18 protein-coding genes are annotated in these 14997 nt (G+C 67.7%); 9 read left to right on the forward strand and 9 right to left on the reverse strand.

Translation table 11 applies throughout. The features are described from left to right. Positions 1 to 133 precede the first annotated feature (133 nt). Positions 134 to 2089, reverse strand: coding sequence for a M4 family metallopeptidase (locus AB0G04_RS00005; RefSeq protein ID WP_360973726.1), 1956 nt, complete (start codon positions 2087 to 2089; stop codon positions 134 to 136). A 204-nt stretch (positions 2090 to 2293) separates the two neighbouring features. After that, positions 2294 to 2887 (reverse strand): DNA mismatch repair protein MutL, encoded by a 594-nt coding sequence (locus AB0G04_RS00010; RefSeq protein WP_360973729.1) that lies wholly within the window; start codon positions 2885 to 2887, stop codon positions 2294 to 2296. A gap of 36 nt (positions 2888 to 2923) precedes the next feature. On the opposite strand from AB0G04_RS00010, the gene AB0G04_RS00015 reads away from it, so the two are divergent. The 5 genes from AB0G04_RS00015 (at position 2924) to AB0G04_RS00035 (ending at position 7915) form a co-directional block, all read left to right on the forward strand. Then, a complete protein-coding gene (locus AB0G04_RS00015) occupies positions 2924 to 3610 on the forward strand; it encodes a response regulator transcription factor (RefSeq protein WP_106320927.1) in 687 nt (228 codons plus the stop codon). Then, positions 3607 to 4911, forward strand: a complete 1305-nt coding sequence (locus tag AB0G04_RS00020) for an ATP-binding protein (protein ID WP_360973733.1) — start codon at positions 3607 to 3609, stop codon at positions 4909 to 4911. The genes AB0G04_RS00015 and AB0G04_RS00020 overlap by 4 nt, the downstream gene beginning before the upstream one ends. Before the next feature lie 104 nt (positions 4912 to 5015). Next, on the forward strand, positions 5016 to 5816 hold the full coding sequence (locus tag AB0G04_RS00025) for a lytic polysaccharide monooxygenase (protein ID WP_360973736.1): 801 nt from the start codon (positions 5016 to 5018) through the stop codon (positions 5814 to 5816). Then, positions 5813 to 6424, forward strand: coding sequence for a DUF305 domain-containing protein (locus AB0G04_RS00030; RefSeq protein ID WP_360973739.1), 612 nt, complete (start codon positions 5813 to 5815; stop codon positions 6422 to 6424). Before AB0G04_RS00025 ends, AB0G04_RS00030 begins: the two co-directional genes overlap by 4 nt. Positions 6425 to 6691: 267 nt before the next feature. Beyond that, positions 6692 to 7915, forward strand: coding sequence for an MFS transporter (locus tag AB0G04_RS00035; protein WP_360973742.1), 1224 nt, complete (start codon positions 6692 to 6694; stop codon positions 7913 to 7915). Positions 7916 to 7966: 51 nt separating this feature from the next. On the opposite strand, the gene AB0G04_RS00040 is transcribed toward AB0G04_RS00035, so the two are convergent. Together AB0G04_RS00040 and AB0G04_RS00045 are read right to left on the reverse strand one after the other, a co-directional pair. Beyond that, positions 7967 to 8683, reverse strand: coding sequence for an HNH endonuclease (locus tag AB0G04_RS00040; RefSeq protein WP_360973745.1), 717 nt, complete (start codon positions 8681 to 8683; stop codon positions 7967 to 7969). Positions 8684 to 8980: 297 nt separating this feature from the next. Further along, positions 8981 to 9757 (reverse strand): hypothetical protein, encoded by a 777-nt coding sequence (locus AB0G04_RS00045; protein WP_360973748.1) that lies wholly within the window; start codon positions 9755 to 9757, stop codon positions 8981 to 8983. A gap of 220 nt (positions 9758 to 9977) precedes the next feature. Here AB0G04_RS00045 and AB0G04_RS00050 point away from each other — a divergent pair, with 220 nt between their 5' ends. After that, complete coding sequence (locus AB0G04_RS00050; RefSeq protein ID WP_360973751.1) at positions 9978 to 10817, forward strand: phosphoribosylaminoimidazolesuccinocarboxamide synthase; 840 nt, start codon at positions 9978 to 9980, stop codon at positions 10815 to 10817. Here the strand turns inward: AB0G04_RS00050 and AB0G04_RS00055 are convergent. The 3 genes from AB0G04_RS00055 to AB0G04_RS00065 form a co-directional block, all read right to left on the reverse strand. Then, entirely contained in the window at positions 10795 to 11070 is a 276-nt protein-coding gene (locus tag AB0G04_RS00055) for a DUF3040 domain-containing protein (RefSeq protein ID WP_360973754.1), read from the reverse strand. The genes AB0G04_RS00050 and AB0G04_RS00055 overlap by 23 nt on opposite strands. A gap of 186 nt (positions 11071 to 11256) precedes the next feature. Beyond that, positions 11257 to 11433 (reverse strand): hypothetical protein, encoded by a 177-nt coding sequence (locus AB0G04_RS00060; protein WP_360973757.1) that lies wholly within the window; start codon positions 11431 to 11433, stop codon positions 11257 to 11259. Beyond that, positions 11430 to 11636, reverse strand: a complete 207-nt coding sequence (locus tag AB0G04_RS00065) for a hypothetical protein (RefSeq protein WP_360973760.1) — start codon at positions 11634 to 11636, stop codon at positions 11430 to 11432. Before AB0G04_RS00065 ends, AB0G04_RS00060 begins: the two co-directional genes overlap by 4 nt. A gap of 372 nt (positions 11637 to 12008) precedes the next feature. Here AB0G04_RS00065 and AB0G04_RS00070 point away from each other — a divergent pair, with 372 nt between their 5' ends. After that, positions 12009 to 12899, forward strand: coding sequence for a helix-turn-helix transcriptional regulator (locus tag AB0G04_RS00070; RefSeq protein WP_360973764.1), 891 nt, complete (start codon positions 12009 to 12011; stop codon positions 12897 to 12899). 95 nt (positions 12900 to 12994) lie between these two features. Here AB0G04_RS00070 and AB0G04_RS00075 read toward each other — a convergent pair whose 3' ends face one another. Then, complete coding sequence (locus AB0G04_RS00075) at positions 12995 to 13231, reverse strand: DUF397 domain-containing protein (RefSeq protein ID WP_106320897.1); 237 nt, start codon at positions 13229 to 13231, stop codon at positions 12995 to 12997. Between the two features lie 263 nt (positions 13232 to 13494). Between AB0G04_RS00075 and AB0G04_RS00080 the strand changes: the two genes are divergently transcribed. Continuing rightward, positions 13495 to 13743: a hypothetical protein gene (locus AB0G04_RS00080; RefSeq protein ID WP_360973768.1), complete on the forward strand. Its 249-nt coding sequence runs from the start codon at positions 13495 to 13497 to the stop codon at positions 13741 to 13743. 103 nt (positions 13744 to 13846) lie between these two features. Next, positions 13847 to 14098 (forward strand): hypothetical protein, encoded by a 252-nt coding sequence (locus AB0G04_RS00085; protein ID WP_360973771.1) that lies wholly within the window; start codon positions 13847 to 13849, stop codon positions 14096 to 14098. A gap of 46 nt (positions 14099 to 14144) precedes the next feature. On the opposite strand, the gene AB0G04_RS00090 is transcribed toward AB0G04_RS00085, so the two are convergent. After that, complete coding sequence (locus AB0G04_RS00090) at positions 14145 to 14966, reverse strand: SAM-dependent methyltransferase (protein WP_360973774.1); 822 nt, start codon at positions 14964 to 14966, stop codon at positions 14145 to 14147. Between the last annotated feature and the right edge of the window lie 31 nt (positions 14967 to 14997).

Here is a 14997-nt window from a genome sequence, read left to right on the forward strand (position 1 = left end):
GCGCGGCTCTCTCTGCCGTCCGCTCCACCTCGCTGGCCCGGCGGCAGTAGGCCTACCTTTTGGGGGCGTCGTGGGGCGTGGTTGCGCGTGTGGGGGGGGGGCCCCCCCCCGGCCCCCCCCCCCCGACCGATGCTCAGAGGGTCAGCGTCCAGGTGTTGATATACCCGGAATCCGACGAGTAGACGTCCTGCGCCCTGATTCGCCAGGTGCCGTTCGCCGCTTCGCCCGAAAGGTTGACGGTGTAGGTGGTGCTGACGTTGTCGGCGCTGTCGGAGGTCGACGCCGCCTTCAGGGCGTAGGTGGTGCCGTCCGGAGCCACCAGGTCAACCTTCACGTCACCCCGGTACGTGTGGACGATGTTCACCGCGACCTTCGAGGTGGCCGACGCGTTGCGGGCGCAGCCGCCGATGGTGATGTTGCTGTGGACCGCGCTGCCCGCGTCCGGGATCGAGACGTCAGCCGCGTTCGTCCCGGTGCAGCCGCCGGCCGGCGGCGTGGTCGGTGGTGTGGTCGGGGTGGTCGTGCCACACGTCGGGTCGGCGGTCTGGGCCGGCACGTTCACCGCGTCCCAGGCGGCCTTGGTCTTGTTGAACAGCCCGCAGGTGCTGTCCAGGGCCTTGGCCGAGGTGAGCGTCCACGTGCGGTACTTCAGGTACGACGAGCTGGACGTCTTCATCAGCATCGCGTTGTACATGATCTTGGTGGCGGTCTGGATGCCGACCCCGGTGAGGGCGCCGGAACCACTGCACCGGGTGCTTGCCGGCTGCCCGTTGGCCGGATTGGTGCCCTCGGCGAGCAGATAGAACCAGTGGTTGCCGGGCCCGGCCGCGGCGTGCACCTCCTGGCTCGGCGTGCTGCTGGAGTAGCAGTTGTCGTCACCGGCGAGCGACGGGTTGTACATGTACCGGATCGGGCCGTTGCCGACCAGGTCGACCTCCTCGCCGACCTGGTAGTCGAACGGGTCGTTCGGGTTGGCGGCGAACGCCTCGGTGGCCGCGCCGAAGACGTCGCCGACGAACTCCTGGGTGCCGTTGCCGGAGATGCCACCCGGGGTGTTGTCGTCGATGCCGTGACCGATCTCGTGACCCACCACGTCGAGCGAGGAGATCCACCGGCCGGCGCTGTTCTTGCCGATCTGGATCTGCGTGCCGTCGTAGTAGGCGTTCGTCTGGTTGAGGCCCACCCGGATCGGCCACGCGCCGCCGTTGCTGGTGAAGCCGGTGCGACCCAGCCAGTTGGACAGCATCGCCTTCTGCTTCTGCGCCGCGTAGAACGCGTCGACGCAGCCGGTCTCCTTGTTGCTGCCGGTGCCGTTGCCCCACACGTTGTCGGTGCCGCTGAAGGTCGTGTTCGTCGCCGAGTCCTGGCAGGTCAGGCTGGTGAGCGACGGGTCCTTCAGGCTGTACGTGCCACCCGAGAGCGTGGTGTCCAGACTGACCGGGCCGACGGTCCAGCCGGTGCCCGTACCGCTCACGTGGGTGATGTTGTCCTTGGTCCGCAGCACCTTGCTGGTGGCCGCGTCGACGTCGACGGTGAGACGGCTGGGGCTCTCGTCACCGTGGTCGTCGATCCGGGTGCCGTTGACGACGGACTCCCAGGCCAGAGCCGGTGTTCCGGTCGTGTTGAGGACCACCAGCCGGGTGCTTTCGACGTTCTTCACCGTCTTGAGTTCGGCCTTGGCGAACGGCACGGAATCGGCTGCGGACAGCTTCGGGGTCACCGCGAGCTGCCCGATCGGCCGGTCCTGCGCCACCGAAGTGAACTGGGTCTGACCGGCGCGGTCGGTGACGACGACGAAGTCACCACCGACAACCGGCAGACCCTTGTACGTGCGCTCGTAGGGCACGTACTGAAGCTTGTCGGTCGAGATCACCTGGCGCTGCACGAACACCTCGTCGGCACTGGCCAGCAGCACCGCGGGACGGTCGGCGATGAGGGCCGCCGCCGAATCCCTCGCGAGCGCCGCAACCGCGGCGGGGTCGGTGGGGTTCGGTGCCTGGGCGGTCGCCGGTCCGGAGACCGCCACCATCGCCGACGCCGCCGCGGTCGCGGCGGTCAAGGCGATGACGACTGGGGTACGGGATTTCACGCCTGCTCCTCTCCCGCCCGGGGGATGTGCGGGCGGGCCTCAACCGTCCGGGGACGGCAGGTCACACCGGGGTGACTTGAGGGGAGACGTTAAAGATCGATGAGGGTCACCGAATCGGGGAAAACCCTTGCGATCCCTCGGTACGGCTGTCGCGTACCGCTGTCTCAGCGAGTCCGGGACAGCGGTGCACGACAGTCGGCGGGGTCAGCTGCCTACTTCGCTGACCTCGACGAACGGGGCGTTGTTGAACCACTGCGCGTGGATGATGAAGCTCTTGCCGGTCCGGTGGAAATAGACGGCCAGGTTGACGTCCGAACCCTGCTTCTCCACGCGGTAGCCGTCGGCCGGAGTCGCGGTCACCAGTGACACGGTGCCCTTGCTGGACATCCGGATGACAGCCGTGCCGCCCTCGGTGGTGAACGACTTCACATAGGTCTTCACGCCGTCACTTGTAGTGACTGTCCAGCCGTCCTCGGTGGTCGTCACCGGCTTCGCCGGCGTGGTCGACGGCGCGTTCGGCGAAGGGGATTTCGACGTGGGTCGCGGATCGGCCGACGACGAGCGGGTACGCGACGGAACGGGTTTCGTGGTGCGCGTCGGATCCGCCGTCTCCGGCGGTGGGACCGGACTCGTCTCGGACACCGCGGCGGGAGCCGGGAGCTGGTCGATGTCGGGCAGCTCACCCGAGTCGGCCCGAGCCGCGTTGAGCACCGGGGACAGTGCCACCGAGGAGAGCACGATGCTGGTCGCGGTGGCCACACACCAGCCGGCTATCGGCACCCACCTGGAAGATCGCACGAGGCCATCCTCTCACCTGGTCCTATGGTTATCGCCATGGCGATGATCCTGTTGGTCGAGGACGACCGCATCATCACGGCCGCTCTCACCCGGGCGCTGACCGATGCCGGGCACGTGGTGCGCCCGGTCGGTCAGGCTGCCCAGGCGTTGAAGATCGTCACGCAGGAGCGGCCCGACCTGGTGATTCTCGATCTGGGACTGCCCGATATCGACGGCACTGATGCTTTACGGATGATGCGTACGGTCTCCGACGTCCCGGTGATCGTCGCGACCGCCAGACGGTCCGAGGCGGACATCATCGCCCTCCTCAGTGCCGGCGCCGACGACTACGTGACCAAACCGTTTTCCGGCGGGCACATCCTGGCGCGCATCTCGGCGGTGCTGCGGCGGGCCCGGACCACCACCGAGCAACAGCCCAACGCGATCACTGTGGGTGAGCTGGTGATCAAGCCGCGGCAGCGCCGGGTGGAACTCCGCGGCGAACCGTTGCAACTGACCCGGCGGGAGTTCGACGTTCTCGCGTATCTTGCCGAACGGGTCGGCCAGGTGATCAGCCGGCGCGAGCTGATGAACCAGGTGTGGCAGCAGGCCCGGATCGGCGAGGAGCAGACCATCGACGTCCACATCTCCTGGCTGCGCCGCAAGCTCGGCGAGACCGCCGCGAAACCGCGTTACCTGCACACCGTCCGGGGAGTGGGCGTCATGATGGTCGATCCGCAATGAGATGGGCGCTCAACCGCCTGGCGCTGGCGATCACCTCGATGGTGGCGCTGGCCTTCCTCGTGCCGCTCGCCGTCGCGACCCGGCAGATCGCCTACGACCGGGCCATCACCGACGCCCGACAGCAGGCCACCTCGATGGTCACCGTGCTCGGCGTCGACAACGACCTGTTCACCCTCACCAACGCGGTGGCCAGCACCGCCGCCGGTAGCGCCGGGCGGCTCGCCCTGCACCTGCCCGGCCTCGACCCGATCGGGACATCGCACCTCACCAGCGCCACCGTGCAGCGAGCCGCACAGGACCGGCGGGCCGCCACCGCCGATGCCGAGGGTGGCGTCGCCTACCTGCAGCCGACCGTGCTGACCGACGGCCGGACCGTGGTCGTCGAGGTCTACGTGCCCGAGGCGGACACCCGCCGCGGCGTCGGCACGGCCTGGCTCGCCCTCGGTGGGCTCGCGATCCTGCTGGTCGGCGGCTCGACGCTCTTCGCCGACCGGCTCGGCAGCCAGCTGGTGCGGGCCACTCGTCAACTCGCTGCGGCCAGCCGCCGCCTCGGCAGCGGCGAACTCAACGAACGGATGACCCCGACCGGCCCGCGCGAGCTGCGCGACGCCGCGAACGCCTTCAACACCATGGCCGACGACCTGCGGCGCCTGCTGGACCGCGAACGCGAACTCGCCGCGGATCTGTCACACCGATTGCGTACGCCCCTGACGGGCCTGCGTCTCGACGTCGAGGCGATGCCGCCCGGCCCGATCGCCGAACGCATGCGCCAGGCCTGCGACCTCCTCGACGAGGAGCTGGAGGCGATCATCACCGGCGCCCGGCTGGGCAGCATCGAGAAGCGTGGCTCCCAGCGATGCGACCTGGTCGAGGTGCTGGCCGACCGGCTCGCCTTCTGGTCGGTGCTCGCCGAGGACCAGGAACGGCCGTGGGAGGTGGTCGGCGGCAACGAACCGGTGTTCCTCCCGATGCCGGCCAGCGAGGTGATCCTGGTCGTCGACGCCCTGCTCGGCAACGTCTTCTCGCACACCCCGGACGGGACCGCCTTCCGGGTCAGCGTCTCGGCCGGCGGCCTGCTCGTCGACGACGCCGGCCCCGGCATCCCCGACCCGCAACGAGCCGTGACCCGCGGGTTCAGTGGCGCCGGATCGACCGGACTCGGACTCGACATCGTCCGCCGGGCTGCCGAGACCGTACGTGGTCAGCTCGTCATCGACCGTAGCCCGCTCGGTGGTGCCCGCATCGGTTTCCTGCTGCACGCGCCCATCCCAGAGCCTGCTGAGCTGCGTAAACGCCGCTGATTCCAGCTTTTAACCGAGTTTCCGGTTCCTTTAAGGCTCCGTTATGGCAGCCCTCCCTAATGTTCCGGCCTGTAACTGCCAGGTCGAATCATTGGAGAGCTGACATGCGCAGGAAGATCGCCTACCCGCTGGCCACCCTCGGGATGGTCGCCTCCTCCCTGGCGGTCGCGTCGTCGCCTGCTCTGGCACACGGCTACGTCTCCTCGCCCCCCAGCCGCCAGGCGCAGTGCGCCGCCGGTTCGGTCGCGAACTGTGGCGCCATCCAGTTCGAGCCGCAGAGCGCGGAGGCTCCGAAGGGGTCCAAGGAGTGCAACGGCGGGGTCGCGGCCTTCCCGGAGCTGAACAACAACTCCCTGCCCTGGCGCGCCACCAACGTCGGCAAGTCGGCGACCTTCAACTGGGTCCTGACCGCCCGGCACCGGACCGCCACCTGGGTGTACTACGTGGACGGCGCCGAGGTCGCGAAGTTCGACGACAAGAACGCCATCCCGGCGGCCTCCGTCTCGCACACCGTCGACCTGAGCCGGTTCTCGGGCCGCAAGACGGTCCTCGCGGTGTGGAACATCGGCGACACCCCGATGGCCTTCTACAACTGCGTCGACGTCAACATCGGCGGCTCCGGCGGCGGCTCGACGCCCCCGGCCACCACGGCTCCGGCGACCCCGCCGGCCACGCCGCCCGCCACCCGGCCCACGACCGCGCCGACCACCACCGCGCCGACCGCGACCACCGCGCCGACCAGCACGGTCCCGGCGAACGGCACCGCTTGGGCGCCGGGAGTCTCGTACAAGATCAATGATGTGGTGACCTTCGACGGCGTCTCCTACAAGTGCCGCCAGCCGCACCAGTCGATCCGCAGCTGGGAGCCCAGCATCTGGACGCTCGCCCTCTGGCTGCCGCTGTGAAGCGCCGAGTCGCCGCCCTGATCGTTGCGGCCGCCCCCTTCCTGCTCGGAGCCTGCGGCACCGCACGCGAGGACGCCCCGCCGGCCCCGGCCACGGTGCAGACCCAGAACGTCAAGAACGTCTCCGAGATCACCGCGGGCGCGACGTTCAACGACACCGACGTGATGTTCCTGCAGATGCTGATCGACAACCTGGAGCAGGGCCAGGAGATGGCGCAGACCGCGGCCAAGCGGGCCGCCCGCCCCGAGGTCGCCCAGCTTGCCGAAGCCGTGCAGGTCACCCAGGCCGACGAGATCAAGCTGATGAAGGGCTGGCTCGCCGAATGGGGCAAGCCGGCCACCCTCGACGAGCGCGTCAGCCTGCACGCCGACCACGGCGGCATGCCGAGCACCGGCGACAAGGAGATCGCGTCGCTCAAGACGGTGAAGAAGGCGCAGTTCGAGACCGCCTTCCTCAACCTCTTCCTGGCGCACCAGCACAACGCCGTCGAGTTCGCGCAGATGGAACTCGACAAGGGCGGCAACGAACTGGCCAAATCGTTCGCCGAACGGGTCAAGCAGTCGCGCACCGACCAGGTCCAGCAGATGCTCAAGCTGCTCGCCGGCTGATACTCCCCCCAGTGAAACGGGGCGGTCCGTGGGGGACCGCCCCGTTTCGCGCGTTCCGGCAACGATGGCTCACGGGCCTGGGGTGGTGCCACCGCGGAACGTCGACGGTTGCGGTTGGGGAGTGGTGGCCCGTACCGGATCGTCCGGAGTTGCCGTTGGGTTGTTCCTGGCCCAACCGCCGAAGCGGAACCTGAGGCCGGCCCGAAGAGGGAAACGGCGCCGAGAGACGGCGTCGTCTTCCCTGGAGGTGCCGCCACCTTGGCTCCCATGTTCGCGCCGCTCCGAGAACGCAACTACCGCCTGTGGGCAGTCGCCGACCTCATCTCGGTGAGCGGCACCTGGATGCAGGTGCTGGCGCTGAACTGGCTGATCCTCACCGCCACCGGATCAGCCACCGCCATGGGTGCGGTCGTCATGCTGCAGTCCCTGCCGGTCCTGCTGCTCGGCAGCTGGGGCGGCGCCCTCGCCGACCGGCTGCCCGCACGACCGATGCTCATCGCTTTCCAGGCCGTCCGCGCGCTGCTCGCCCTGGCGTTGCTGCTCCCCGGCGGTGAATGGCCGATCTACGCGGTCGCGCTCGCGTCCGGCGTGATCGGCTCGTTCGAAGGCCCGGTGCTCGGCCGGTTCGGCTCGGCCCTGGTACCCAAGGAATCGCTGGCGTCCGCGCTGGCGCTCGGCTCAGTACTCAGTTCCGGCGGTCGCATCGGCGGAATGGCCCTGGGCGGAATGCTCATCGGAGTCACCGGCCCGTCCGCGCTGTTCGTGATCAACGCGGTGTCCTACCTCGCCGTCATCATCGCCCTGCTCGCCATGCGCCTCCGCGACATGCGTGACCTCGCGGTGGCCGCCCCCACCGAAGGCGGAGTACTCGCCGGATTCCGCTACCTGCTGCGGCAGCCGGTCATCCTGATCGTTCTCGCGCTGTCGTTCGTGCTGGGCTCGCTCGGCCGCAACTACCAGGTCTCGATGGCCGCCATGGTCTCCGGCCCGCTGGGCGGATCGTCCGGATCGTACGGTCTGTTGTCGACAGTCTTCGCAGTCGGCGCCGTATCCGGCGGCCTGCTGCTGGCCGGCACCGGCCGATCCACGCTGCGGGTCCTCCTCGGCACCGGCCTGGCGATCAGCGCCCTGCAGCTCTGCTCCGGCCTGGCCCCCAACATCCTCGGCTTCGCGGCACTCATCCTGCCGATCGCCGCCGGCGCCGTCATCTTCGACACCGTCGTCTCGACCCGCATCCAGCTGGACACCCGCGAGGAGATGCGCGGCCGCGTCCTCGCCACGGTCGGCATCGTGTCGTCGCTGTCCGGCATCGTCGGAGCCCCGGCGATCGGCTGGCTGTGCGACTCGATGGGGGCGCGGGGAGCCCTGGTCACCGCCGGAATGGTGACCATGGTTGCGGCGGTGGTGGGCGGGCTTGCTCTGGTCCGGATCAAGGGGCGGTCGCTGAACTGGTCGTTCCTGTTCGGCCGCCCCGTCCCACAACCCGCCTGAACTCGACGCCGCCCAACCGAATCGGTTGGGCGGCGTTTTTACTGGTGCCCCTTAGCGCCCGCCGTCATAGATCCGCGTACGGTGCCACTCGAGGTAAGTCGGCTGAGGCCGTAAAGCGCCGATAGGCAGCAGAAGACGTTCGGCTAGCGGCGGACGGCCGAATGCGGCGCTCACACCGGGATTGGTGGCAACCGCATCCTCCAGATCTGGACGAACTTGGATACGGAGCTCCGGGGTTACCGTGATGAGCCCAGTGTCGAATGCGACGTCGTGGGTTGGGCACGCCGTCAGGCCATTGGCGATGTCGAGACGCTCGCGGGAGTCACAATCCCGCCAAGGCTTGATGTGGGATGCAAGGAGTAGCCGAGGAGTACGCCGGCCGTCAAACGTGACCGCTAAGCCGCAAAAGACACACTGGTGATCATGGTTGCGAAGGACCTCACGGGCGAAACGGTGTTGGCCTACACGAATAGCCGCTGTCAGCATCTTCTCGGTCAGCTCATCAAGGCTGTCGGAGAGTCGTTGACGTACCGCTCCGGCAATGTCTTCCGGATTGATCTCATCCTGACCGAGGAGCGTCATGGGACCGTCGTCGTTCTCCAGGTACAGGAAGTCAGGCAGCGCCTCGGCCGTGATGCCGACATCCCGCGCGGCTTGAATGATGAGTCGATAAGTGTCGGCCAGCTCGCTCTCGGCATTCAGGAGGCGGCCGGCAACCTCCATCTCGTGGCGGGCGCCGTTGGTTCGACTTCCGTCCAGATTCGCCATCTTCGCCAGCACACTGCTGTTCGGGCGCTTGAAGAGCCTAGCGAGGCTCGGAACGGGCTCCACCGCCTTGTGGGAGGTGCTACCCCCGTACCGCCGGTGATCCACAACCAGGCTCGCGGTGAGACATATGAGCGTCTCCACGGGGACGAAGTCGACCTGTCTGCGGCCGCCGTCAGGTGTTGAGCGCGCAGTGATGGAACGCCACTGCTTACGAGCGGCGGACGGAGTGATATCGAGATAGTCAGCCGCTGTGAGCATCGCTCTCCCGGAAGGGATGTGGAGGTTGTTTCGACTTCATCAAACAGACAGGTATCGGCCGCCCTCGGAGTCGGTGAATCTTGCCGCGCTCGGCCAAATCGCACCCACGTCGGCGGCCCTCAGTAGGCCCATCAGGTCGTGGCTGGGCCGATTTGGAATTAGGACCGCGAGGCTCACTTCGAAGTCCAGATATCGTCTGTAGTCGTAGAGTTGGCCTACGGCGAAGCGAAGACGGTCTCGCTCCGCCTCCGCCTTCACCTCGATCAAGAGGCTGGCCACCGGGTCGTAGAGATCGACCCGAAGTATTGAAGCTGGGGTATCGATGGATATTCCACAGAGCCGCCTGTTTTTGGGGTCTCGCCACCGGCGGAATCGCTCACGCAGCACGGCCTCCGCCTGCTGCGCCTGTTTGACTGCCTCGTGGGTCACTACAGTGACTGGTTCTTGGCTCGGGACCTCAGGCGGGAGGATACGAACGCTCGTGCCATCCGGCCCTGACACAGTTCCACCGGTTAGAAGCGCCATGCGGGCTTCTGCTTGAGCTACGGCGCGGGCTAGAGCCGCGCGATTGCCGCGCAACTTCTTCCAGTTCTCCAGTGGTTTGCCGGAGATAGGCTTCGGGCCACTGCCAGGATTGTCGGTGCTAGCGAAGTTTCCCACGCGCCAGGTGATGGAGTCCGGACTGCGTCCGAGAAGGTCCGCGATCCTGATGACATCGACGTCGTTTGATCGAACCGAGCGGCCACGACGGAGCCACAGGTCGCCCACGATCCAGTACTCGTCATGTAGCCATGGAACGCCGTCACGAACACCCATCGAATGCTCCCCGCGTCTTTCGGCGGGACGCTACCGATGGCTGCCCTAGCGGCGTGTAAAGAAGTTATGGGCTCTACCGCACTCAGACTTACAAGCGTCCGCCGACAAAGGCGAGACGGGCGTTATGGGGTGAGGTGAGCAGGCTTTGGTCCTCGGATGTCTCGGGACGAGGTGTTCGATAGCGTGAACGTGCATCGCCCGCCAGCACTGAGGGGAACCCGTGGAGCTCCTGCACTCCGGCAAGGTCCGGGACGTCTACGCCGATGGCGAGGACCTCGTCCTGGTCACCTCGGACCGGATCTCGATCTACGACGTCATCCTGCCCACTCCGATTCCGGACAAGGGCAAGATTCTCACTCAGCTGTCTCTGTGGTGGTTCGAGCAGCTCGCGGACGTCATCCCCAACCACGTCATCTCGGCCACCGACGTACCGACCGAGTTTGCCGGACGGGCCATCCGGTGCGAGCGGCTCGAAATGGTGATGGTCGAGTGCATCGCTCGCGGCTATCTGGCCGGCTCGGGGCTGAAGGACTACGAGCGGGAGCGGACGATCTCCGGCAACCTGCTTCCGGAAGGCCTGGTCGAGTCGTCGAAGCTGCCGGAGCCGATCTTTACGCCCAGCACCAAGGAGCCCGTCGGCGGTGGGCACGACGCGCCGCTGACCTTCGACGAGACGGTGGAGCGGGTCGGGAAGGAGCTGGCCGAGGAGCTGCGCCGGGTGACGCTCGAGGTGTACCGGCGGGGTTCGGAAATCGCGGCGACCAAGGGCATCATCATCGCGGACACCAAGATCGAGGTGGGGCGCTCGAAGGACGGGGCCCTGAAGATCGGTGACGAGCTGCTGACGCCGGACTCGTCGCGGTTCTGGGATGTCGCCGACTGGCAGCCGGGTCGGGTTCCCCGGTACCTGGACAAGCAGTTCCTGCGTGACTGGGCGACTCAGAACACCGACTGGGACCGCACCGAGCCGGGGCCGGAGATCCCGGACGAGGTCGTCGAGGCTACCCGTAACCGGTATGTCGAGGTCTACGAGCGGCTCACCGGCGACCGCTGGCGCTGATCGACTCGGCTGCGGCGGCCCACTTCTTGCGTTTCTGCATCAGGTGGGTCCCGTAGATCCCGGCCAGGACCGCTTCGATGAGGCCGGTCCAGCCGCCGTAGACGATGCAGATCGGCGCGATGCTCCACAGCAGAACGGCGATGACCGCCCATCGCTGCGGCGGGCGGGCGGCCCGTCGGCGGAAGTCGGGGTCGGCGGATTCGAGGCGGGTCACCAGGTCCGCGAAGACCTGCTGTTCTTCCGGCTTGAGCAAGGCGTCATCTCCAAATCCGGCGCGGCTGCGACTAGGCCTGCGCGGGCGGTGACGAATCCGGAGCGGGCTACGACGGTTCCGGAGTGGCGGCGACGCACCCGGCGCTGGCGGCGACCGCGTACCCACATCTGTGTGACGGGAAACGGCCCGGCGATGATCCGCCGAGCCGTTTTCACCGTGCTGGTTTTACCTGGACAGCGTCTTCGGCGGCAGCCGCAACATCGAGCTGTCGCGGGCCGGCTGGCCCGGCTCGGTGCAGTCGGGGCACCAGTCGTTGGTGCTTCGCAAATACCACCCGAGCGCGACTCCGGCGAAGAGGCTCATCAGGCCGACCAGTGCGGCGACGGTGACCGCGCCGGTCATGTCAGCGGGCCCCGGCGCACGAGCCGCAGCGCCCGGTGGTCGAGATCGGGGAACAGATCTTCGCGCAACGTCACGTACGGGGCGGTGAAGGTGTCGACACCCGTACCCCGATGGGATGTTTCCGGCTGGTAGGTGACGGTTACCGCCCGGGGTGAGGCCGCCTCGATGACACCGGCCCGCCATCCGTTCCGGTAGACCCACACCGGATCCGCCGGACGGTAGCTCTCGGATGGGGCGACATCTGCGGGGTCGCGGTGAACCGGAGCCACGGTAGGCGTGGATGCCGTCAGGTTCGGCATGGAAATGCCTCCAATGGCTTGAGGCGGACTCTTGCCGGGGTTACGGGCGCAACAGCTGAGCAGGCGAACATTTCGGCACGCTGCGTCAGCAGTCGGATCGTGTCTGTCAGCTATCATGCTCGTCATCAAGTGCGTCCGCAAGGCCGGATGCACGTGCATCCGCAACGAGCAGACGTCGTCGGCACGCCGATACGGACCGGTTTCGCGGCGGACGATCTCCGCTCTAGGATGCGTAAGGCTGCGCCGGGCAGTCACAGAGCAGCGACAAGGAGTCAGGTGAGCGCGGGTTCGCAGGAGGAGGCGCCGGGCGGCGGCCCTACCGTGCTGCGCATCCTGCTCGGTTCGCAGCTTCGGAAGCTGCGGGAGGCGCAGGGCATCACCCGGGAGGCGGCCGGCTACGAGATCCGCGCCTCCGGCTCCAAGATCAGCCGGATGGAGCTCGGCCGCGTCAGCTTCAAGGAACGCGACGTCACCGACCTTCTGACCATGTACGGCGTGAGCGACTCCGCCGAGCGGGACGCGTTGATCGGCCTCGCCCGCCAGGCCAACAACCCCGGCTGGTGGCAGCACTTCGGTGACGTCCTTCCCAACTGGTTCCAGGCCTATCTAGGGCTCGAGGCGGCCGCGTCGCTGATCCGGACGTACGAGATCCAGTTCGTCCCCGGCCTCCTGCAGACGCCGGACTACGCCCGCGCCGTGATCATGCTCGGCCATGCCGGCGCCAGCGCGGAGGAGATCAACCGACGGGTCGACCTGCGGTTGCAGCGCCAGCAGATCCTCACTCGTTCGGGTGGCCCTCAGCTGTGGGCGGTGATCGACGAGGCGGTGCTGCGCCGCCCGATCGGTGGCGTCGACGTGATGCGGGCGCAGATCGAGGCGCTGATCGAGGCGTCCAAACTGCCGGGTGTCCGGCTGCAGATCATCCCGTTCCTGGCCGGTGGGCACGCCGCAGCGGGTGGCCCGTTCGCGATCCTGCGCTTCCCCGAGCCCGAACTGCCCGATGTCGTCTACGTGGAGCAGCTGACCAGCGCGATCTATCTGGACAAGCGCGAGGACGTGGACCATTACGCGATGGCGATGGAGCGGGTCTGCATCGACGCCGAGCCGCCGAACCACACCCCGGAAATCCTCGGGAAGCTGCTGAACGAGGTCGGCCGCCCGGTCTGAGGTGCCGTCGTCGGGTGAAGCCGTCCGATCAAGGCTGATGAATGGGACCGGCCGCCCGGTTCGGAGAACCGGGCGGCCGCCATACAGACAGTGGATCAGGCGAGCAGGTTGTCGAAATCTCCGTCACGGACGCCGCCGAGGAACGCCTCGATCTCGGCCCGGGTGTAGATAAGTGCAGCACCCTCGGGATCCCGGGAGTTACGCACGGCGACGTCGCCGCCGGGCAGGACGGCACACTCAACGCAGTTGCCGCTCGGGTTGCTGCGGCGGCTCTTCTGCCAGGTGACTCCCTGGAGATCGCCGGCTGGCATGCCGTTGACCACGTTGGTCATCTGAAGCTCCCTAGATTTGCCCCGGATCGCCCATCGATCCGAGATCAGTGGTGTCCGCGTGCCTAAAACTGGGCGGCGATGCAAATGCACGTGCATCTGGCCTTGCGTAGTCACGGGATTCTGAGCATGATAACGCACGTACTACAACCTTTGGGTGTCACTCAGGGTGACATCTTTAGGTGACGGGTCGGTCGCGGAGCGACAGTCTGCGGCCTCGGCGCGAGGCTCCCTGGCGGGGGCGTCCTTAGCGAGAGGTGACGAGCATGTCGATTCCCAACATCGGTCCGGAGCATCCCGAACCGGGTGACCCCGGCGCGGCCGACAGCTCGCGCCGGGGCAACTCGTTGACCCATCGGGACGAACCGTTCGTCGGCGAGGTGTTCGCGGCCTCGACCAGGGCGACCATGGTGACGCATCGGTTCGGAGGGGTCAGGTATGCATTGAACCGGCCCGGCGGGACGACCGTCCGGAGGCCGCCTGCCGAGGAGGATGAGTCCGACGCGCGTGACTGAGCTCGTTCGTTGCCGCCGCCAGCAGCGACCTGCCCGGCCTCCGCAGGCGAGAGCCCCGCATGTCCGTGACAACCGGTTGCGCCCGAGCGGCCCGGCCTGGCCGGTGTATGAGTTTGCCGAGTCGGACTACTGCTACGGCATCGGCCCGATCCGGCTGCGCCTCGAATGGGTGAACTGGGCACAGCCCATCCCCCATGAGGGTGACTACTGGCTCGCGGTACGCGGAGTCGTGATCGATCGGTCCGGGCGCGACGGTGCCGTACGCGAGATGTTGATCCGGGCGGCGTGCGTGCCGGTTCCGCCCGCTTGCAAGCGGCCACGCTTGAGGGTGTTGCGCAGCAGCACACCCGTCTGAACGCCGGGTGGGCGGCGCGGTTCCCCGTGCTGGGCCGCCCACCCGGTCAGGGTTTCCGGGCGACCCCGGCCCAGTAGTAGACCGCCTCCGGGTTGTCGACCGGCGCATCCGGCCGCCAGGCCGGCACCGGCGTGAGCCCCGGCTCCAGCAGTTCCCAGTCACCGAAGAAGCGCGAAACCGCCTCGCGAGTGCGCGCGACAAGCGTCATGCCGGCGCCGGTCGCCGCGCCCACCGCGGCGGCCACCGCCTCGGGATTGAAGTCGGCCGTCGGGTGGGTTACCGCCAGGCAGCTGCCCGACGGCAGGGCATCGCGAAGCTCCTCGACCTTGGCCCACGGATCGTCCGCGTCCGCAAGCAGCATGAGGATCGCGATCAGGGTCAGCCCGACCGGCTTCTTCAGGTCCAGCGTCTCGAGCAGGGCCGGGTCCTTCAGGATGGACGCCGGGTTCCGCAGGTCGGCGGCGATGTACTCGCTGCGGCCCAGAGGATTACTGATCATCAGGGCGCGGGCGTGGACCAGCACGATCGGATCGTTGTCCACATAGACCACCCGCGCCTCGGGGATGATGCCCTGCGCTATCTCGTGCAGGTTCGGCCGGGTCGGGATGCCGGTACCGATGTCGAGGAACTGGCTGATGCCTTCCTTCTGGACCAGGTCGCGGGCCACCCGGTGGACGAACTTCCGGTTCTCGCCGGCCATGTGGCGCATGTCCGGGATGGCCTTGATCATCGCTTCGCCGACGGCCCGGTCGACGGCGAAGTTGTCCTTGCCGCCGAGCCAGTAGTCGTAGATGCGTGCGGAGTGCGGGACGTTGATGTTGACACCGGGCGGTGCGACCTCGTTGGGTGCGGAGCTGCCCTCTGCCACGACCGCCTCCTTGCGATACCGCGTGTTACGA

This window comes from Actinoplanes sp. NPDC023801, assembly GCF_040639655.1.
Taxonomy (GTDB): Bacteria; Actinomycetota; Actinomycetes; order Mycobacteriales; family Micromonosporaceae; genus Actinoplanes.